Below are 17200 nucleotides of genomic sequence, written 5' to 3' on the forward strand. Positions count from 1 at the left end.
AATTTAGGGCTTTAGAGGGTTAGATCAAAATTTCATATCGAGATAAAAAAGTTATATATTTTTGATAATTTTAATAGGTAAAGAAAATTATTGATGAAATTTTAGATTATAAAAATCATAAAAAATAATTTAAATTTTATAAATTTAAAAGGAGAGCAAGCGCCCTCCTTAATGTTATACGTTTAGTCCTGTATTTCTTAGCATAACGCGTTTGCGATATACATTTGAGACCTCAGCAGCGTCGCCAACTAAAAGTGCGTTTGTAGAGCAGATAGCCGCACACATAGGCACTTTGCCCTCAGCCATTCTGTTTTGACCGTAAAGCTCTCTCTCCTCGTGTGAATTTGTTGGCTCTGGACCGCCTGCACACATGGTGCATTTATCCATTACGCCTTTTACGCCAAATGCCCCGTCTTTAGGGAACTGCGGCGCACCAAATGGACAAGCATATAGGCAGTATCCACAGCCTATGCACTTGTTTTTATCGTGAAGCACGATACCATCAGCTCTAATGTAGAAGCAATCAACCGGACAAACTTGCTCACAAGGTGCGTCGGTGCAGTGCTGGCATGCGATAGTAGTTGATACCTCTTTGCCCTCGATACCATCGTGAAGTGTGATAACTTTTCTTCTATAAATTCCTACTGGAAGCTCGTGAGCAGAAGAGCAAGCGACTTGACATCCATAGCAGCTGATACATCTATTAGTATCTACAAAAAATTTCATTCTTGCCATTTTTCTCTCCTTACTCTTTACCTAAGGCGTCTCTCTCGCCATACTCGTGATAAAACGATGTTTTAAAGGTATTCTCTTCAGCTTTTTCTATGCGGCAAAGACCTGCGTTAAATTCTGAAATTTGAGTAACAGGGTCAAATCCGTAGTTAGTAACTGTGTTAAAGCTCTCGCCGATAACATAAGGCTTGGTGCCCTCTGGGTAGCGAGCTGAGAGATCGACACCTTGCATAACGCCAGCGAAGTTGTAAGGCATACAAATTCTATCTGGAGTTACCATATAGCTGTGATAGCACCTTACTTTGATCTTCGTGCCTTGTGGGCTGTGGATCCACATCATATCGCGATCTTTTATGCCGTATTTTAAAGCAAGCTCAGGGTGAACGTTAGCAAACATCTCAGGCGTGATAGCTGAGAGATATTTACTTGTTCTTTCTATCATTCCCGCACCACTTAAATTTACGACGCGTTGCGTACTAAATACGATTGGAAACTCTTTTGACCAGTCTTTTGCTTGTTGCTCTGACTTAAATCTAGTAGAAACACGGAAATTTCTAGCTTGATCATCAAATGTCGGATACTTTTGGACAAGATCCCAGCGTGGTGAGTGGATAGGCTCTCTATGTTTTGGGATAGGATCAAGAAATTCCCAAACGATAGCTCTAGCCCTTGCGTTACCATACGGCACGACGCCTTTTTCACGGCATTTTTCTAAGATGATACCGCTGTAGTCCATGCTCCAGCTAGGTCCTATCTTAGCCTTCTCTTCTTCAGTTAGAGTGATGCCTAGGACTTTTTCTATATTATCTTTTGTGATTTGTGGGTAGCCACCTTTTATAGCTGAGCCAACCAAAGTTGCCTCTTCGCTAGCTAGCTGACTAACGCCGTTATGCTCTAAGCCAAAGCGGTTTCTAAAGCCAGAGCCACCCTCTGCATAAGACTTGCTCATATCGTAAAGTATAGGTGTGCCAGGGTGTTTTTCGTCCCATGCTGGCCATGGCTTGCCGTAGTACTCGCCTTTTACTTCGCCGCCAAGACCTATTAGCGTATCTGGGTCAAATTTATCCCAGTTTGCTTGGTGACGTCTAAACATCTCAGCAGTTCTGCCGCCATAACCGATAGAATTTCCAACCCTTGCTATCTCATTTGTCGCGTCATCTGGCCATACAAAGTCATCTTTTACTTGTTTTAGCTCTCTATCTACGACAGCCATCTTCATACCTTTTACATATTCATCGTAAAAGCCAAATTTCTTAGCAAATGCAAACATTACTTCGTGATCGCCTTTGCTCTCGTAAAGTGGATCAACGACTTTTGTTCTCCACTGACCTGAGCGGTTTGTAGCGTTTAGGTGACCTTCGTTTTCAAAGGCAGTTGCCACTGGCAAGATATAAACACCATCTTTTCTATCTGAAAGGATAGAAATTTCATTTACAAATGGCTCAGCAACTACGATCATATCTAGTTTTGAGGCTGCTTCTTGAATTTTAGCTAGGTGTGCCATAGATGTTAGACCAGTTCCTTGAACCCAAAGAACTCTTAACGCGCCACTGCTAAAGGTATTTTCCTCTTTTAAGACGCCTTGCCACCATTTTGAAAGTGACCAGCCTTTTTCATTTCTCCAGTTTCTATCCTCTGGATTTTTAGGATCGTGGTAGTAATACTCTTCAAAAACAGTGTTTTTAACTGGTGTGCCGCCTTGTTTTGGCTCTTTTGTTGAGACTGCAAAGCGTTTTACAAACTCGTCATAATCAACACCCCAGCCTTGGCAGTAGTACTTCCAAGCCGCGTCAGTTAGTCCGTAATACATCGGCAAGCTATCTGAGAGGTTACACATATCGGTTGAGCCTTGAACGTTGTCGTGACCACGGATGATGTTACAGCCGCCGCCTGGTTTGCCCATGTTGCCTAGGATTAGTTGAAGGATAGGTAAAATTCTCGTATTTGAGCTACCAACTGAGTGCTGAGTGATACCAAGTGCCCAGATCACAGTGCCTGGTTTTGTGTGAGCTAGGATATTTGCAGCCTCCATTAGCTTATCAACTGGTACGCCTGTAACGTCAGATGTGACCTCTGGTGTCCAGTGCTCAGCCTCTTTTGCTATCTCGTCGATGCCGTAAGTTCTATTTTTTATAAATTCTTTATCTTCCCAGCCATTTTTTAAGATGATGTGGATAAGTCCATAAACAAGCGCTATATCGGTACCTGATCTTTGTCTTAGGTATAGATCAGCGTGAGCGGCTGATTTTGTAAAGTTTGGATCAGCTACGATCACTTTTGCGTTGTTTCTATCTTTTGCTTGCAAAGTGTGCTTCATACCGCCAACTGGGTTTGCCACAGCTGGATTTGCACCTATTATAAATATACATTTTGAATTTGCAGCCATATCTCCAAAGTGGTTTGTCATCGCGCCATAACCCCAAGTATTCGCCACACCGGCGACTGTTGCGCTATGTCAAATTCTTGCTACGTGGTCGTTGCTGTTTGTGCCCCAAAACGCAGCAAATTTTCTAAAGTAATATGCTTGTTCGTTGTTAAATTTCGCAGATCCTAAGAATATAACGCTATCAGGACCATCTTCTTTACGGATCTGAAGCATCTTATCGCCGATCTCATTTACGGCTTGATCCCATGAAATTCTTTGCCATTTGCCATCAACCTTTTTCATAGGGTATTTGATGCGTTGTTTGCTATGTGTAAGGTCGATCTGATCGATACCTTTTGAGCAGTGTGAGCCTTGAGATATCGGGTGAAACATCGCCATATCTTGACGAACCCAAACACCATCTTGTACCTCAGCCTCGATACCACAGCCTGCTGAGCATATAGAACAAATAGTTCTAACCTTTTTTGAGCCAGGGAAAGGATCTTTTATCTCCTCTGCGCTAGCGTGTCTTATCGTATCATTTTGTCCAAAAGCCATTGTGGTGCCAGCACCTAGTGCGGCTAGCTTTAAAAATGAACGTCTTCCTATACGTGCATCACTCATGGTTTTCTCCCTTAGTATGCGATTTTATAGTAGGTTTCCCAGTTTTTGCTTTTTTTATAAAGCACCTCTTTTTTGTTTGACTTGCCTACGACAACGCCATTGTCATCAGGAGCCAAGTCATCACTAGTCACTTTTGCTACGGCTGAGACTGCGAGTACTCCGCTGGCAGCACCGACTTTTAGAGATTTTTTGAGAAAATCTCTTCTTGATCCTTGCATTTTTCCTCCTTATGCCTCAAAAATTTTTGAGAAATTTGGTTCAATAATATGTAAAATTTGCATATTTAGGATTTCTAAAATATCGCAAATAGCCTATTTAAGGGCATTTTAGCACCCTAAAGTTAAACTATGTAAATTTAGCATATTTCTAAGTTAAGCAAAGTAAATATAAAAGTTTAATTAATAATGTTAAGTATTTATTAAAAATATAGTTAAATATACTTTAAATTTATAAAATTTATTTGTAGCAGAAATTCTAGGGAGAGCTCCCTAGAAAATGTTATTTTAGATCGCTTTTATTTACGATAAATGGCACTGATCTAACGCCAGCTGCAAAGTATTTTTTGCGCAGATTATCGATCTTTGCGACATCTTCTTTACTAACACTCTTATCATCTACATTGTAGTCTTCAGCGTAGTATTTTCTTAAAATTTTAACCTTGTCACTGTCACTCTTAGCAGCTTTTGCATCTTTGTAGATTAGTGAGCTTTTTTGAAGTGATGAGATGTCATGGACTGGAGTTAGGACGATCTCTACGTTGCTATCTTTTAGCGTTGTCTCGATCTTTGCTAGCTCAGCCCTGCAGTATGGGCACTCTGGGTCTGAAAACATTATGATAGTTGGCTTTTTAGGGTCGCTACCAAGAACGATGATGTTTGCCTTGTCTTCATCTTTATAAATTTTAGAAATTCCCTTTGCGATGACCTCTTTTTTCACTTCAGCTAGGTATGATTTTTGCTCTTTTAGATCGATCACGTCTGGGAAGATGAAGTCGCCTTTTGTAAATACTATCTCATCTTGTGAGTTGCCATCTTTGCTTAGTTTTACCACGACAGCTTCGATGTCGCCTGCCACTTTGTGACGGTCAGCTACCTTTACTTTTACGCTACTATCAACCATTTGAGAGTAGAAGTCCTCTATTTGCTTATCGCTTGCTGCCATTAGGCTAGTTGCCGCGATGATTGAGGCTAAGATCACTTTTTTCATTTTTATCCTTTTTAAAAATTTGGCGGATTATATTTGCTTTTTGTAAATGAATACTAACTGCGAAAAACCCTATCATTTCCTTGCTTCATTATGTCACTCTCAAGATCGAGCTGTTCAAGGTAGGCGATTATATATTTTCTACTTAAATTTAGCGCATCCTTGGCGTTTGTGACATTTACAAAGCCTTGATTTTTTATGATCTCTCTTAGTTTATCAAGTGCCATTTTTAGCGAATTTCTAGTGATGAAAAGGTTATGCTCCAGCCTTATGACCCTGCCCATTGCGGTTAGCTTTTTAAGGGCATTGTCACCACTAACTCTATCGATCTCTAAATCATCATATATATTATATGGCGCCGTTGGGGCTAGCTTGCCACTTTCTAAAATTTCGTAAATTTTCTCTTCTAGCCTAACTTTTAGCTTGCTAATATCAACGCCTTTTTTGGTATAGACACCGCTATCTTTGGCGATCAAATTTGCACTTTCAAGCTCGTCAAGCGCTTTTTGGGCTAAATTTTGGCTAGCCCAAGCAAGTTTTAGACTGATACTTTGAGCTGAAAAGACAGCAAATTCGTTCTTTTCTATCATAAATTTAATGGCTGATTTTATCCGCTCAACCGCGCTTAGATCGTAGATATTTAAAGCCTTTTCATCGACAAAGACGTTTGAGACTTTTTTGGCCACGTTTATGGCCTCTTCGTGATTTAGACCAAATCTTTGATAAGAAGAGATGATGCCAAAGCCATTTTTGTGAGCCTCTTTTAAGATAGAAAAAGCTTCAACAAAATCATGCTTTAAAAGCGAGGCTAAAAAGAGAATTTTACCAGCTTTTTTTAGTGGCTCAAGCACAGGGTTTAGCACTCTACCACCGCCTATCACGCGCGCGTCTGAGATGAGCACAAAGGCCTCGTCAAATTTTAAAAACATATCGCTTTGAAATTTAAATGTTACAAAGTAGCTATCATCTTTTTGGCTTAGTATTAGCACCTTTGCGGGCACGTTTTTAGCGCCCACGCAAAATGTCACGCTTTGAGAGTGGATAAGATTTTTAGCAGTTACGACCGCATCAACCTCTCTAAATCCCCTAAAAAAGCCCTTTTTGCTAAGTAGCTGACCCTTTTTTAGCTCGCTAAGCTCTATGCCAGTTAGATTAAGCGCCACGCGGCTGCTAACTCCAGCGCTATCAACAAATTTATCGTGGCTTTGCACGCTTCTTACTAGCACCTCTTTGCCAGCGTCGTAGTTAAAAAGCTTCTCATTTTTACTAACGCTTCCCTCTATCACGGTGCCAGTTACGACATTTCCGATACCTTTTAGGCTAAAAACCCTATCAATGTAGTATCTAAAAACGCCCTCCTCATCGCGCTTTTTGGCTCTTAGCGTAAAGAGGTAGTTTTTAAGCTCATCGATGCTTGCCTTATCCTTTATGCTAACGGCGAAAATTTCTAAAATTTGCAGGTTTTTAAATTTAGAAATTTCATCTCTTATCTCTTTTTTTCTTAAATTTATGGTGGCTTCATCAACTAGATCACACTTTGTAAGCGCCACGATTATAGATTTCACGCCAAGGAGATTTAAAATTTCAAGGTGCTCCAAGCTTTGAGGCATGAGCCCGTCATTTGCCGCCACCACAAACAAGCACGCATCAAAGCCATACGCGCCACTTATCATCGTTTTTATGAGATTTTCATGTCCTGGCACGTCGATAAATGCTATATTTTCATCATTTTTGCTTAAATTTGAAAAGCTTAGATCGATCGTTATGCCACGCTTTTTCTCCTCTTCAAGATTGTCCCCCTCAAAGCCGTTTAGCTCCTTTATAAGCGCGGTTTTTCCATGGTCGATATGCCCTGCTGTTCCTATTATTAAACTCATTTTTCTTCCGTTTCATTTATTATTTTTATTAGCGTCTCTACGTCCTCATCAAGAAGCGATCTAAGATCAAGCATAAATTTGTCATTTTCTATGCGCCCGATCACCCTTTTTTGCCTAAATTTTAGCTCGTTTAAATTTGGGTCGCCACCAAATGCAAGTGCCACACTTGGGATCTTTTTATTTGGCATCGCTCCACCTCCCACAAAGGTTTGTGTGCGCACTATCTCAAGCGGAGTTTTTAGGCTTTTATTTATAAAATTTGCCAAGCTCTCAAGCTCTTTTACGCTTTTATGAAGTAGTTTTTGCGTTGTGATTAGCCCAAATTCTTTGTTTAGATAGGCTTTCATGCTCTCAGCCAAAAGCGAGATGATCACTTTATCGACACGAAGCATCCTTAAAAGCTGGTTTTTTCTAAGCTTTGCGATGAGCTCTTTTTTGCCAACGATGATACCGCACTGTACCGCACCAAGCAGCTTGTCGCCGCTAAAGCTAACTAGCGAAACATCTTTTAAATTTTTTAGATCTGGCTCGTTTTTGTCTAAATTAAAAGGCAAATTTCCATAAAATCCACTGCCAAGATCAAAATAATCTATCAAATTTTGCCTGCTTGCTAGCTCGCTTAGCTCATTTGCCGTGGTCTCTTCGCTAAAGCCAACGATGTCAAAATTTGATCTATGAACTTTCACAAGCATCGCTGTCTCATCGCTGATCGCCTCTTCGTAGTCTTTTAGTCTAGTTTTGTTTGTAGTGCCGACCTCTTTTAGGATGCAGCCTGCATTTGCCATCACCTCAGGCACTCTAAAACTACCGCCGATCTCGACTAGTTCGCCCCTGCTAACGACCACTTCTCTGCCCTTTGCAAAGGTGTTTAGCACTAAAAATACAGCGCTTGCGTTGTTATTTACAACGATGGCGTCTTCAAATCCAAAGGCCCTTGCTATTAGCGAGCCAACGTAGTCATATCTGTTGCCGCGGCTGCCTGTTTTTAAGTTGTATTCGAGGTTTGAGTATCCTGTGATAACAGGCGTTGCCCGCTTTAAAATTTCTTTATCGATAACGCTTCTAGCGAGGTTTGTATGTATGGTGACACCGGTTAAATTTAGCACTCTTTGAAGGCTAGCTTCATTAAATTTATAGTACTCATCTAGGATCAAATTTATTATCTCTTCTCCGCTAAAGCTTGCATTTTCATTTAAAATTTTAGCTCTAACCTCATCTAAAATTTGCCTTGCAAGCATAGTGACCAAACTCGTATCAAGCCCCGAAAATGCTTCATTTTTTATGATCTTATCAACTTGTGGGATATTTCTTAAATCGTTCAATTTGCGCTCCTAGTAAGTTAGTTTTACCAAGGCGTGATTTTAACATAAAAATATTATAAATTAAAACTTAGAGCAAAAAAAGAGCATATAAATTTCAGAGTCTATTAATCCCATTAATATTAGAATAAGCCCGTTTTTGATAATAGGAGAAACAATGAAAGAATTTGGCTTTTATAACGATTTTGACGATGCTTTGATGCTAAATGAGCAGATAGAGATCAACAACGAAAATGGCGACTATCTAGTCTCAAACTCTCCAAAGCTAAAGGCAAATGTCGTCGCACCTGAGATAAATTTCTACCTTAAAAATACCACCGCAAGCGTCTTAGAAAAAGCCAAAAACACACTTTTACTCTACGAGGCAAGAGCGAGCGCCTTTGACATGGCAAAGGATGTGGATTACGAAAAAGAGGTCGGCAAAAATGTTGTCATAGTAAGCAACTCAGGCCGCGAAGAGCTAGCAAATTTACTAAAAGAAAATGGCTACAAAGTGATCGAGCTAACGCACTTTGAGGTTAAATTTATATATGGCGCAGCTGGTGAGCTAAGCGTTTTGGTGCTTAGAGCAAATGACGAATTTGAGGTTGATTGCGACTTTTTCTTAGTTGAAAACGCAAGGGACTATATGCTAAAGCAAAGCGGCTGCTACGAAATTTCAGGGCTAAAAGATGAAAAAGTGCTTGAAATTTTAAACGCAAAAAGCCCAAAATTTAGATACAAAAGCTTTACGCAATACGACTCTTCAATCTGTCAGTATCACGAGCGCAGGAGTGAAATTTGCGGTCGTTGCGCCGAGGTTTGCCCAACGGTTGCTATCTTAAAAGAGGACGAGACAAAGCACCTGGTCTTTTCAGCGATAGATTGCACAAACTGCGGAAACTGCATCAGCGTCTGCCCTAGCGGCTCACTAGACTCAACGCTCATGCCACAAAGCTCATTTGCCACTATCGCTAAGCTTTACAAAGATAAGGTCGCTCTCATCGTTTCTGAGGAGATAAATTTAGAAGAGCTTAACGTCAGCCTACCAGAAAATGTCCTACCTTTTGTCATCCTAGCCCCACATCTGCTAAGCCAAACGCACTTTTTGACGCTTCTTCAAGAAAGTGGCGCGAGTGTGATCTTATATAGCAAGAGCCTTGGCAAGGGCGAAAAGGACGCCATTAGTATATTAAATCAAATTTATGAGCTTAAATTTAAAGAGACTGCGATATACCACGCAAAAGACAAGGCTGAGCTTGAAAGTGCGCTTAAAAAAGCAAAACTAATAGACGGCTCTCAGCACTCGATCAACGAATACGCACTGCCAAAGAGAGAAATTTTTGCTAAAAGGCTTGAGTTTATCGTAGGTAGTGACGATCTTGGCGTGGTAAAAAGCGGCGAGATGATAAGATATGGCGTGGTTAAGATAAACGCTGAAACTTGCACGCTCTGTCTTAGCTGTGTTGGAGCTTGTAACGTAAGCGCCTTGGTGGCTGATAAGAAGACAAATTCGATTTTATTTAACCCAAGCGTCTGCACCGCCTGTGGCTACTGCGAGCTAAGCTGCGCTGAGAAAAACACTATCTCGCTTGAGGTTGGCAAACTAGCGCTCAAGCCTGAGAGCTTCGTTTATAGCGAGCTTGCACATGACGAGCTATTTGCCTGCGTGGAGTGTGGAAAAGAGTTTGCGACTAAAAAGGCAGTCGAGAAGATCGCAGCGATCATGCAGCCAAGATTTGGCAACGACAGAGCCAAGATAAAAGCTCTTTACTGCTGTGCTGACTGCAAGGCAAAGATCATGGTGCAAGCCCAACTAAACGCGATGAGAGAGGATTTATTAAATGGATAAGAACATCACAAAAGCAAGGGCATATTTTTACGAATTTTTAGCTTATCCGCTATTTTTTCACACGAGCGATGAGAAATTTGCAAGGTGGAGAGAACAGCTTAGCTACCTAGCGCAAAATCCTTTGAGCGAGCAAAGCGCAGAGGCATTTGCAAATTTAGATAAATTTAGCTTTAAAGAGCTTGTAAATGAGCAAAATGAGGTTCTTTTTGGCTTTACAAATATCCCTTTAAGCGCCTCATTTTATGAAGAGGGCAGAGACAATGGAGCTGCTAGACTTAGAGTGATACACTGCCTAAACCTTAGCCCATATAGGCGCGATAAGGAGCTTTGCAAAGACAGCGAGGACTACGTTGGCTTTATATTTTTAGTGATGGCGACGTTTTTAAATGATGAATTTAACGGCGAAAAAAATATCAGCGATAAGCTTTTTATCGAGACTTTAAATTTATTTGTAGATGAGTTTGGCTCGCTACTTTTAGCTCATAAAAATGCAAATTTCTTCCGCTCCTATGCGCTCATCTTAAAAGACTTCATCGAGCTTGAAAGAGTCGTTTTAAACGTAGAAGCACCAGCCAAACCGCAAGGCGATAGCGTCGCTATGGCAGCACTTAAAAAAGAGCCATTTCAAAGCAAGATGCCAACCATTAAAACCAAGCTTCACTGGGAGGAATTCTCTCCAGTCATCTCACACGAGTTTAAAGACTAGCTTAAATTTACTCTTAGCCCAGCTAGGAGTAAATTTAACATCCGCTTAAATCTCACAACTATTCTTGATATTTTTTAACTATCTTAGCCCTTTGGTAGTAAATTTCTTTAAATTTTTACAAAGGATTTACAATGGTAATGACACACTACATGGAGCTTTTATCGCTCGATCAACCTTACAATCTAATCCTCTACATGGTGATACCTATGGGGCTTGCGGAGCTTTTAGTGGCGATGGAGTTTTTTACGATGTATCACATGGATAGTGGCAAAAACGCTGGCTTTAAGGCCGTTAGCAAATTTGTTGGCATAGTGCTTGGGGTCTATTTTACAGCTCTTGTGATCTACTTTTTAGCAAAAATTTATCCAACCATAAAATGGCGCGGATATGCCGATGTCATCGCTATCTACTCATACCTCATCGGCGTTATCCCACTTCTTGGCATCGCACTTTTAGAGCTAAATTTGATCTATAAAAATGCAAGCCAAAAGGCAAAGCTAAAGCTTCACTTTTGCCTGCTCATATTTTTCTTGATCGTCGGACACGTCGCTATGATATTTGGCATGGTTGATCCTACCATAACAGGTTATAAGGCTGAAAATGGCGCGATGGATATGCAGATGAATATGCCAATGAACATGCCAGCAGATATGCCGATGCATGATCACCATAAGATGATGATGAATATGCAACAGATGAGTGATGATAACTCAACAAATATGCATATGCATCACTAAATTTTATAGCTTCTTGGCAGCTACTAAGAAGCTATAAAAAATTTAATTCTTTTTTTCTGCTTTTAATAATCTATGTTCTTTAAAAAATTTTCGGAGTGATTTTTGCTCTTTTGGGCCTATTTCGTAGCTTATAAATTTCAAATACCACTTGATGTCTTGCTCGCTTATGTCACGACTTTTAGCATACTTGGCCAAGATATAGTTTGGGATCTTTACATTTTTTTGTAGAAATTTTGCGACCAGTTTTTTGTAAAACGAGCCGTTTTTTACGTAAGAAAATCTACCAAAAACAAATGGCAAATTTGTCTTTTCGTACCAAATTTGACCAAGGTCGTAAAAGCACTCTTTGCCCTCGCTTAAGTATGCCTTTAGTGCCCTGTCGCCTATGATCACCTCTCCATTTAGTTTAAGCACCTTGGCTAGGGCGTTTGAGCTAGCTGAGGCAGGATCTGGCTTTGGGGCTGAATTTTTGCGCACAAGCACGCTTTTTACATCTTTTTTGGCGACTATTCCAAAATTTAGCTTCTTTAAATTTGCCTTTTTGCTGGCTATGCTTGAAATAACCGCAGCGTCGATCTTTCTGGCATTTAGTGCCCTATTTAGCTTGCTTGGCACGCCTTTTTTAAACTCGATAGCCTTTTTTATCTGAGAGCTTAGTGGGGCTGATTTTAAAAAAACGTGAAATGGGAGTAAATTTAGATAATCAATCTTTCCAAATATCATTTTTCATCTTTTACAAGCTCAAATTTAACTAGCGCATTTTCGTTGCAAACGTCGCAAAATAGCTGGGTTAAGCTCTCTTTTGTGGCACTATCCAAAGCATTTTCATTTTTTAGCTTTATAAGCGTTGGCTCATTTATCTCACAAAGGCAGTCAAAGAGCGCGTCTAAATTTTTGCCGTAGTACTCTGGCAGGTCAAATTTCTTAGCAAAATACTCATGCATCTTCTCTTTTTCAACCATCTTTTTGGCATCTAAGATCACGCTTTTCATTGCATCCTCTTCTCATAAAGCAGGTAAAAATGCTCGTAGTGATCGGGTGTGTAGTAGATAAGCCCGTCGTTTGAGTATAAAATTCTCTCAGCACCGCGCCTGCCACCACTATAATTTACATCGCACTCAAACCACTTTCTACCATCAGCCTCAGGCAGCCTCTTTTCTCTGTTTGAAAATCTATCCCCACCAATGCTTTTGCCGCCGCTTATCTGCCATAAATTTCCGCTTTTTGCGTCCCAGCCAAGTTCAAGTGCCTCTTTTTTGGTTATGAAATTCTTTGGTAGCTTGTTAAATTTATAGATATAAAGTGCGACCTCATCTTTTGAGGTGTATGAGCCGTTTTCTGCGAGGCTCTGGCTCTTTTGCCTCTCTTTGTTTAGCTGCTCAAGTAAAATTTGAGCGTTTTTGTTTGCCTCGCCGCCCTCTTTTGAAAAAAAGAAGGTGCCAACGATGATGGCAATGACAAAGGCAACTAGAGCTGGCAAAAGTCTTTTGTTCAAATTTAGCCCTTAAAGTGTGTTAAAAACTCTATCGCCAGCGTCACCAAGACCTGGGACGATGTAGTTTTTCTCATTTAGTTTCTCATCGATCGATGCCGTATAGACCTCGACGTCTGGGTAAATTTCGCTAAATCTCTTTAGCCCCTCAGGTGCGGCGATGATAGAGATAAATTTTATCTCTTTAACGCCCTTTTCACGCAAGAACTTAACCGCGTCTATCGCCGTGCCGCCAGTCGCAAACATAGGATCTATGATGATCGCCATGCGCTCTTTTGCGTCTTTTGGAAGCTTTGCGTAGAAAAACTCAGCCTGCGCTGTCTCTTCGTTTCGCTGAAAGCCCAAAAAGCCAACGCTCGCATCTGGGATGATGGTAAAGACGCTATCAAGCATGCCAAGAGCAGCCCTTAAAATAGGGCATATCATCACCTTTGTAGTGAGCCTTTTTGCGTCTGCCACCGCAACTGGTGTTTGGACTTTGACATCTTTTACCTTTAAATTTCTAGTCGCCTCAAAGATCATAAGGTAGCTGATCTCATCAACTAGCATGCGAAACTGAAAAGGCTGGGTGTTTTTATCACGTAAGATTGTTAATTTGTGCTCGATCAATGGGTGTGAGATGAGCTTCACGTTTTGCATTTTTTGTCCTTAAATTTACTGTTTTTACAAGGTTTGTCTTTTACAAAATGCCAAGAGGAGAATTTAGCCCAAAATTTGGGCTAAATTTGATTAAAAACCTTTTGCAAGTTTGGCTTTGTAAGCCTCAACATCAAAATCTTTTACTCTCGCTACGCCATCTTCAACTGCAGCTTTTGCAACTGCTGGAGCGACCGCCGTTAGCACACGCTTGTCAAATGGTTTTGGGATGATGTACTCTTTGCCAAATTTTAGCTCGCTAACGCCACTTGCTTTTAAAACTTCAGCTGGCACTGGCTCTTTTGCAAGCTGTGCAAGCGCTTTAGCTGCTGCCATTTTCATATTTTCAGTGATCTTTTTAGCCCTAACGTCAAGCGCGCCTCTAAAGATAAATGGAAAGCCCAAAACATTATTTACTTGATTAGGATAGTCGCTTCTGCCTGTGCCCATCATAACGTCATCTCTTACAGCTACGACGTCCTCTGGGAAAATTTCAGGCACTGGGTTTGCCAAAGCGAAGATGATAGGCTCTTTGTTCATTGATGCGACCATCTCTTTTGTCACAACGCCAGGCTTAGAAAGACCTAAAAACATATCAGCACCTTTCATCGCATCAGCCAAAGTCCTATCCTCAGTCTCAAGCGCAAATTCAACCTTCTCTGGAGTTAGGTCTGTTCTTTTTGAGTGGATGACACCTTTGCTATCTATCATCACGATGTGTTTTGCGCCAAGTGCTTTATACATCTTTGCGCAAGCGATGCCAGCTGCACCAGCGCCGCTAACTACGATCTTTATCTTAGATATATCTTTGCCAGAAATTTCCATCGCATTTATAATGCCAGCGCTTGTTATCATCGCTGTGCCGTGCTGATCGTCGTGCATTACAGGGATATCGACTGCTTCTTGAAGCTTTCTTTCGATCTCAAAGCACTTTGGAGCGCGGATATCTTCTAAATTTATACCGCCAAATGTAGGAGCTAGAGCCTTGCAAATCTCAACGATCTTATCAGGATCGTGCTCATCTAGCTCGATGTCAAAGGCATCAACGTTTGCAAATTTCTTAAATAAAACTGACTTACCCTCCATAACTGGCTTACCAGCGATAGCGCCGATGTCGCCAAGTCCAAGAACAGCCGTGCCATCGGTGATGACAGCTACTAAATTTGCTTTATTTGTATATTTATAAGCTAGCTCAGTGTCAGCCTCTATCTCTTTACAAGGCTCAGCAACGCCTGGTGTATAGGCCATTGAAAGGTCTCTTGAAGTCTCGCAAGGTGTCTTTACCCTGATCTCGATCTTACCGCCTATGTGGTAGTTTAGTGCCTCTTCTTTAGTTACATGTGTCATTTCTCTTCCTTTAATAAATTTTGTATTCTGTTTTTGATCTCGTTGCTACCTACTACTTCAAGCACTTCAAAGATACTTGGGCTCACGCTTGAGCCAGTTAGCGCTATCCTTAGGGCCTGAGCTAGGTCTTTTAGTTTTAAGCCATTTTGCTCTAAAAATTTATTAGTTAGCTCCTCATATCCCTTTGCGTCAAGGTCACGGTCTAAAATTTGAGCAAATTTCGCCAAAATTTCTTTGCTATTTTCATTTATAAATTTAGCCCAAGCTTTCTCATCGTAGCTTTTTGGAGCGTTGATAATAGCATTTGCGCTGTTTGCCATCTCAATTAGTGTCTTTGATCTCTCACGGAGCGAATTTAGCAGTAGTTCGCCCTTTACCAAAGCCTTAAAATCCACGCCAAACTCGAGCATATCGTGCGCTAGCCTCTCATAAGGCAAGGTCTTGATGTAGTGAGAATTTAGCCAGTCAAGCTTTTGAGCGTTGTAGGTACTTGAGCTTTTGTTGATATCGTTTGGATTGAAGTATTTAAGCATATCCTCGATAGTAAAAATCTCATCATCGCCGTGGCTCCAGCCAAGACGAACAAGGAAATTTAAGAGCGCTTCAGGCAAGTAGCCCATCTTTTTATACTCCATAACGTCAGTCGCGCCGTGTCTTTTGCTAAGCTTTTTGCCGTCCTCGCCGTTTATCATAGCGACGTGATAAAATTTTGGCACCTTAAATCCAAGCGCCTCGTAAAGAACGATCTGTTTTGGGGTATTTGAGAGGTGGTCATCGCCACGAATAACGTCAGTTACACCCATTAGCGCATCGTCTATCACAACTGTGAAGTTATATGTTGGCGTGCCGTCGCTTCTAGCGATGATGAAGTCGTCTAAGATATCTTCAACCTTAAATTTAACCTCGCCCTTTATACCATCATGTATGACGATCTCGCCGCTAAGTGGGGCTTTTATACGGATGACTGGCTCGATGCCAGCTGGAGGCGTGCCAGTAAAATCTCTATATCTATTATCATATTTTGGGCGCTCTTTTCTAGCCTCTTGACTAGCTCTAAGCTCCTCAAGTTCCTCTTTGCTCATGTAGCATTTGTAGGCTTTGCCCTCATCAAGCAGCTTTTTAACATACTCTTTGTAAAGATCAAATCTCTTTGACTGATAGGTCACTTCGCCGTCGTGATCTAGCTTGCACCAAGCAAATGCCTCTTTTATGGCTTGCGTGGCCTCTTCTGAGTTTCGTTTTAAGTCAGTATCTTCGATGCGGAGCAGAAATTTTCCATTGTTAGCTCTTGCGTATAAATAATTATAAAGAGCTGTCCTAAGTCCGCCTATATGTAGGTATCCAGTAGGCGACGGAGCAAATCTAGTAACTATCATTTTGTGCCTTATTTTTATGTTATAATTGCCCAAAATTATATTTACTAAATACTTAAACAAAGGTTTCATTATGAAAAAATTGCTCTTTTTGGCTGCTGGCGTGTTAAGTGCCTTAAATTTATATTCAGCTCAGATGATAAACGGCATCGCAGCTATCGTGGAGAACGAGCCTATCACGCTTTACGAGGTTTATAGCTTGAAGGAACAGCTAAAGACAACAGAGCAGGACGCTTTAAATTTGCTTATCAGAGATAGGCTTGAAGATGCACAGATAAAAAACTTAAATTTAAGCGTTACGCCTTTTGAGCTAAACGACAGGATCGAGGCGATCGCAAAGCAAAACGGCATGACAAATTCGCAGTTTAGAAACTCTATCCAAGCTCAAGGCATGGACTTTTTGGATTTTAAAAACAACTTAGAGCACAAGATGCTTCAAGAAAAACTTTATAAAAGCATAGCTGCTGAGGCTGGCAAGAATATAAACGAGCAAAAAGCAAAGGCGTATTTTGACGCTAATCCTGATAAATTTAAGGTCTTTAGCACCGCTAGAGTTGTAGTTTATAGAGCAAAAGACCCTGATCTACTTGAAGCTCAAAAGACAAGTCCGAAGCTTCTAAACGGCGTACAAACACAAGAGGTTAGTTTGGACTATCAAAGCATAGATCCAAGACTTGCTGCGATCATCTCAAGCACAAATAACGGCGACTACACACAGCCTTTGCAAGGACCTGATAGCTTTGATATGTTTTTAGTAAAAGAGAAGATCGGCTCATACACACCAAGCTTTGCTGATGTAAAAGATAACGTTATAAACGAGCTTTACCAAGGCGAGCAAGAGAAATTAATGAGTGATTACTTCGAAAAACTCCGCGCAAAAGCAAAAATTCAAATCCTAAGATAACTCCAAATTTAGCCACTTTGGTGGCTAAATTCTCTACCTCATTTTTAAACAAAA

General features: G+C 40.8%; 16 protein-coding genes and 1 pseudogene. 4 read left to right on the plus strand and 13 right to left on the minus strand.

The genetic code is table 11. The features are described from left to right. Positions 1-174: 174 nt before the first annotated feature. From fdh3B to selA, 7 genes and pseudogenes are all read right to left on the minus strand, one after another. A complete protein-coding gene (fdh3B, locus tag CVS89_RS08245) occupies positions 175-735 on the minus strand; it encodes a formate dehydrogenase FDH3 subunit beta (RefSeq protein ID WP_021092752.1) in 561 nt (186 codons plus the stop codon). A gap of 10 nt (positions 736-745) precedes the next feature. Next, positions 746-3400 (minus strand): formate dehydrogenase subunit alpha, encoded by a 2655-nt coding sequence (locus CVS89_RS08250; protein ID WP_232527121.1) that lies wholly within the window; start codon positions 3398-3400, stop codon positions 746-748. A 60-nt stretch (positions 3401-3460) separates the two neighbouring features. Then, positions 3461-3721 (minus strand): annotated as a pseudogene (locus CVS89_RS10080) (hypothetical protein); the annotation flags it as partial. Positions 3722-3732: 11 nt separating this feature from the next. Then, positions 3733-3939, minus strand: a complete 207-nt coding sequence (locus CVS89_RS08260; protein ID WP_004317725.1) for a twin-arginine translocation signal domain-containing protein — start codon at positions 3937-3939, stop codon at positions 3733-3735. A 280-nt stretch (positions 3940-4219) separates the two neighbouring features. Beyond that, a complete protein-coding gene (locus tag CVS89_RS08265; RefSeq protein ID WP_004317675.1) occupies positions 4220-4927 on the minus strand; it encodes a thioredoxin domain-containing protein in 708 nt (235 codons plus the stop codon). A gap of 53 nt (positions 4928-4980) precedes the next feature. Further along, the gene (gene selB, locus CVS89_RS08270; protein WP_107847388.1) at positions 4981-6801 is read right to left on the minus strand and encodes a selenocysteine-specific translation elongation factor; all 1821 of its coding nucleotides are present in this window, start codon (positions 6799-6801) and stop codon (positions 4981-4983) included. Then, positions 6798-8123, minus strand: a complete 1326-nt coding sequence (gene selA / locus CVS89_RS08275; protein WP_107847385.1) for an L-seryl-tRNA(Sec) selenium transferase — start codon at positions 8121-8123, stop codon at positions 6798-6800. The genes selB and selA overlap by 4 nt, the downstream gene beginning before the upstream one ends. Positions 8124-8277: 154 nt before the next feature. Between selA and CVS89_RS08280 the strand changes: the two genes are divergently transcribed. From CVS89_RS08280 to CVS89_RS08290, 3 genes are all read left to right on the plus strand, one after another. Then, positions 8278-9951, plus strand: a complete 1674-nt coding sequence (locus tag CVS89_RS08280; protein WP_107847383.1) for a 4Fe-4S dicluster domain-containing protein — start codon at positions 8278-8280, stop codon at positions 9949-9951. Further along, positions 9944-10657 (plus strand): TorD/DmsD family molecular chaperone, encoded by a 714-nt coding sequence (locus CVS89_RS08285; RefSeq protein WP_107847381.1) that lies wholly within the window; start codon positions 9944-9946, stop codon positions 10655-10657. Before CVS89_RS08280 ends, CVS89_RS08285 begins: the two co-directional genes overlap by 8 nt. Positions 10658-10788: 131 nt before the next feature. Further along, positions 10789-11394, plus strand: a complete 606-nt coding sequence (locus CVS89_RS08290; RefSeq protein ID WP_107847379.1) for a DUF6803 family protein — start codon at positions 10789-10791, stop codon at positions 11392-11394. A gap of 42 nt (positions 11395-11436) precedes the next feature. On the opposite strand, the gene CVS89_RS08295 is transcribed toward CVS89_RS08290, so the two are convergent. The 6 genes from CVS89_RS08295 to gltX all read right to left on the minus strand — a co-directional run bounded on the left by CVS89_RS08295 (position 11437) and on the right by gltX (position 16245). Continuing rightward, positions 11437-12117: an MqnA/MqnD/SBP family protein gene (locus CVS89_RS08295; RefSeq protein ID WP_107847377.1), complete on the minus strand. Its 681-nt coding sequence runs from the start codon at positions 12115-12117 to the stop codon at positions 11437-11439. Then, entirely contained in the window at positions 12114-12386 is a 273-nt protein-coding gene (locus tag CVS89_RS08300) for a barstar family protein (RefSeq protein ID WP_107847375.1), read from the minus strand. The genes CVS89_RS08295 and CVS89_RS08300 overlap by 4 nt, the downstream gene beginning before the upstream one ends. Beyond that, positions 12383-12889, minus strand: coding sequence for a ribonuclease domain-containing protein (locus CVS89_RS08305; protein ID WP_107847373.1), 507 nt, complete (start codon positions 12887-12889; stop codon positions 12383-12385). Before CVS89_RS08305 ends, CVS89_RS08300 begins: the two co-directional genes overlap by 4 nt. A gap of 9 nt (positions 12890-12898) precedes the next feature. Further along, a complete protein-coding gene (upp, locus tag CVS89_RS08310) occupies positions 12899-13525 on the minus strand; it encodes a uracil phosphoribosyltransferase (RefSeq protein ID WP_004317747.1) in 627 nt (208 codons plus the stop codon). 90 nt (positions 13526-13615) lie between these two features. Next, the gene (locus CVS89_RS08315) at positions 13616-14869 is read right to left on the minus strand and encodes a malic enzyme-like NAD(P)-binding protein (protein WP_107847371.1); all 1254 of its coding nucleotides are present in this window, start codon (positions 14867-14869) and stop codon (positions 13616-13618) included. Further along, positions 14866-16245, minus strand: coding sequence for a glutamate--tRNA ligase (gltX, locus tag CVS89_RS08320; protein WP_012140345.1), 1380 nt, complete (start codon positions 16243-16245; stop codon positions 14866-14868). Before gltX ends, CVS89_RS08315 begins: the two co-directional genes overlap by 4 nt. A 70-nt stretch (positions 16246-16315) precedes the next feature. Between gltX and CVS89_RS08325 the strand changes: the two genes are divergently transcribed. Next, positions 16316-17146: a peptidylprolyl isomerase gene (locus tag CVS89_RS08325; RefSeq protein ID WP_103602730.1), complete on the plus strand. Its 831-nt coding sequence runs from the start codon at positions 16316-16318 to the stop codon at positions 17144-17146. The last annotated feature ends 54 nt before the right edge of the window (positions 17147-17200 follow it).

The organism is Campylobacter concisus, assembly GCF_003048615.2.
Lineage (GTDB): Bacteria > Campylobacterota > Campylobacteria > Campylobacterales > Campylobacteraceae > Campylobacter_A > Campylobacter_A concisus_C.

Coding starts and splice junctions, on each gene's coding strand:
- fdh3B (WP_021092752.1), bottom strand. CDS start 735: ATGGCAAGAATGAAATTTTTTGTAGATACTAATAGATGTATCAGCTGC.
- CVS89_RS08260 (WP_004317725.1), bottom strand. CDS start 3,939: ATGCAAGGATCAAGAAGAGATTTTCTCAAAAAATCTCTAAAAGTCGGT.
- CVS89_RS08265 (WP_004317675.1), bottom strand. CDS start 4,927: ATGAAAAAAGTGATCTTAGCCTCAATCATCGCGGCAACTAGCCTAATG.
- selB (WP_107847388.1), bottom strand. CDS start 6,801: ATGAGTTTAATAATAGGAACAGCAGGGCATATCGACCATGGAAAAACC.
- CVS89_RS08280 (WP_107847383.1), top strand. CDS start 8,278: ATGAAAGAATTTGGCTTTTATAACGATTTTGACGATGCTTTGATGCTA.
- CVS89_RS08285 (WP_107847381.1), top strand. CDS start 9,944: ATGGATAAGAACATCACAAAAGCAAGGGCATATTTTTACGAATTTTTA.
- CVS89_RS08290 (WP_107847379.1), top strand. CDS start 10,789: ATGGTAATGACACACTACATGGAGCTTTTATCGCTCGATCAACCTTAC.
- CVS89_RS08295 (WP_107847377.1), bottom strand. CDS start 12,117: ATGATATTTGGAAAGATTGATTATCTAAATTTACTCCCATTTCACGTT.
- CVS89_RS08300 (WP_107847375.1), bottom strand. CDS start 12,386: ATGAAAAGCGTGATCTTAGATGCCAAAAAGATGGTTGAAAAAGAGAAG.
- upp (WP_004317747.1), bottom strand. CDS start 13,525: ATGCAAAACGTGAAGCTCATCTCACACCCATTGATCGAGCACAAATTA.
- CVS89_RS08315 (WP_107847371.1), bottom strand. CDS start 14,869: ATGACACATGTAACTAAAGAAGAGGCACTAAACTACCACATAGGCGGT.
- gltX (WP_012140345.1), bottom strand. CDS start 16,245: ATGATAGTTACTAGATTTGCTCCGTCGCCTACTGGATACCTACATATA.
- CVS89_RS08325 (WP_103602730.1), top strand. CDS start 16,316: ATGAAAAAATTGCTCTTTTTGGCTGCTGGCGTGTTAAGTGCCTTAAAT.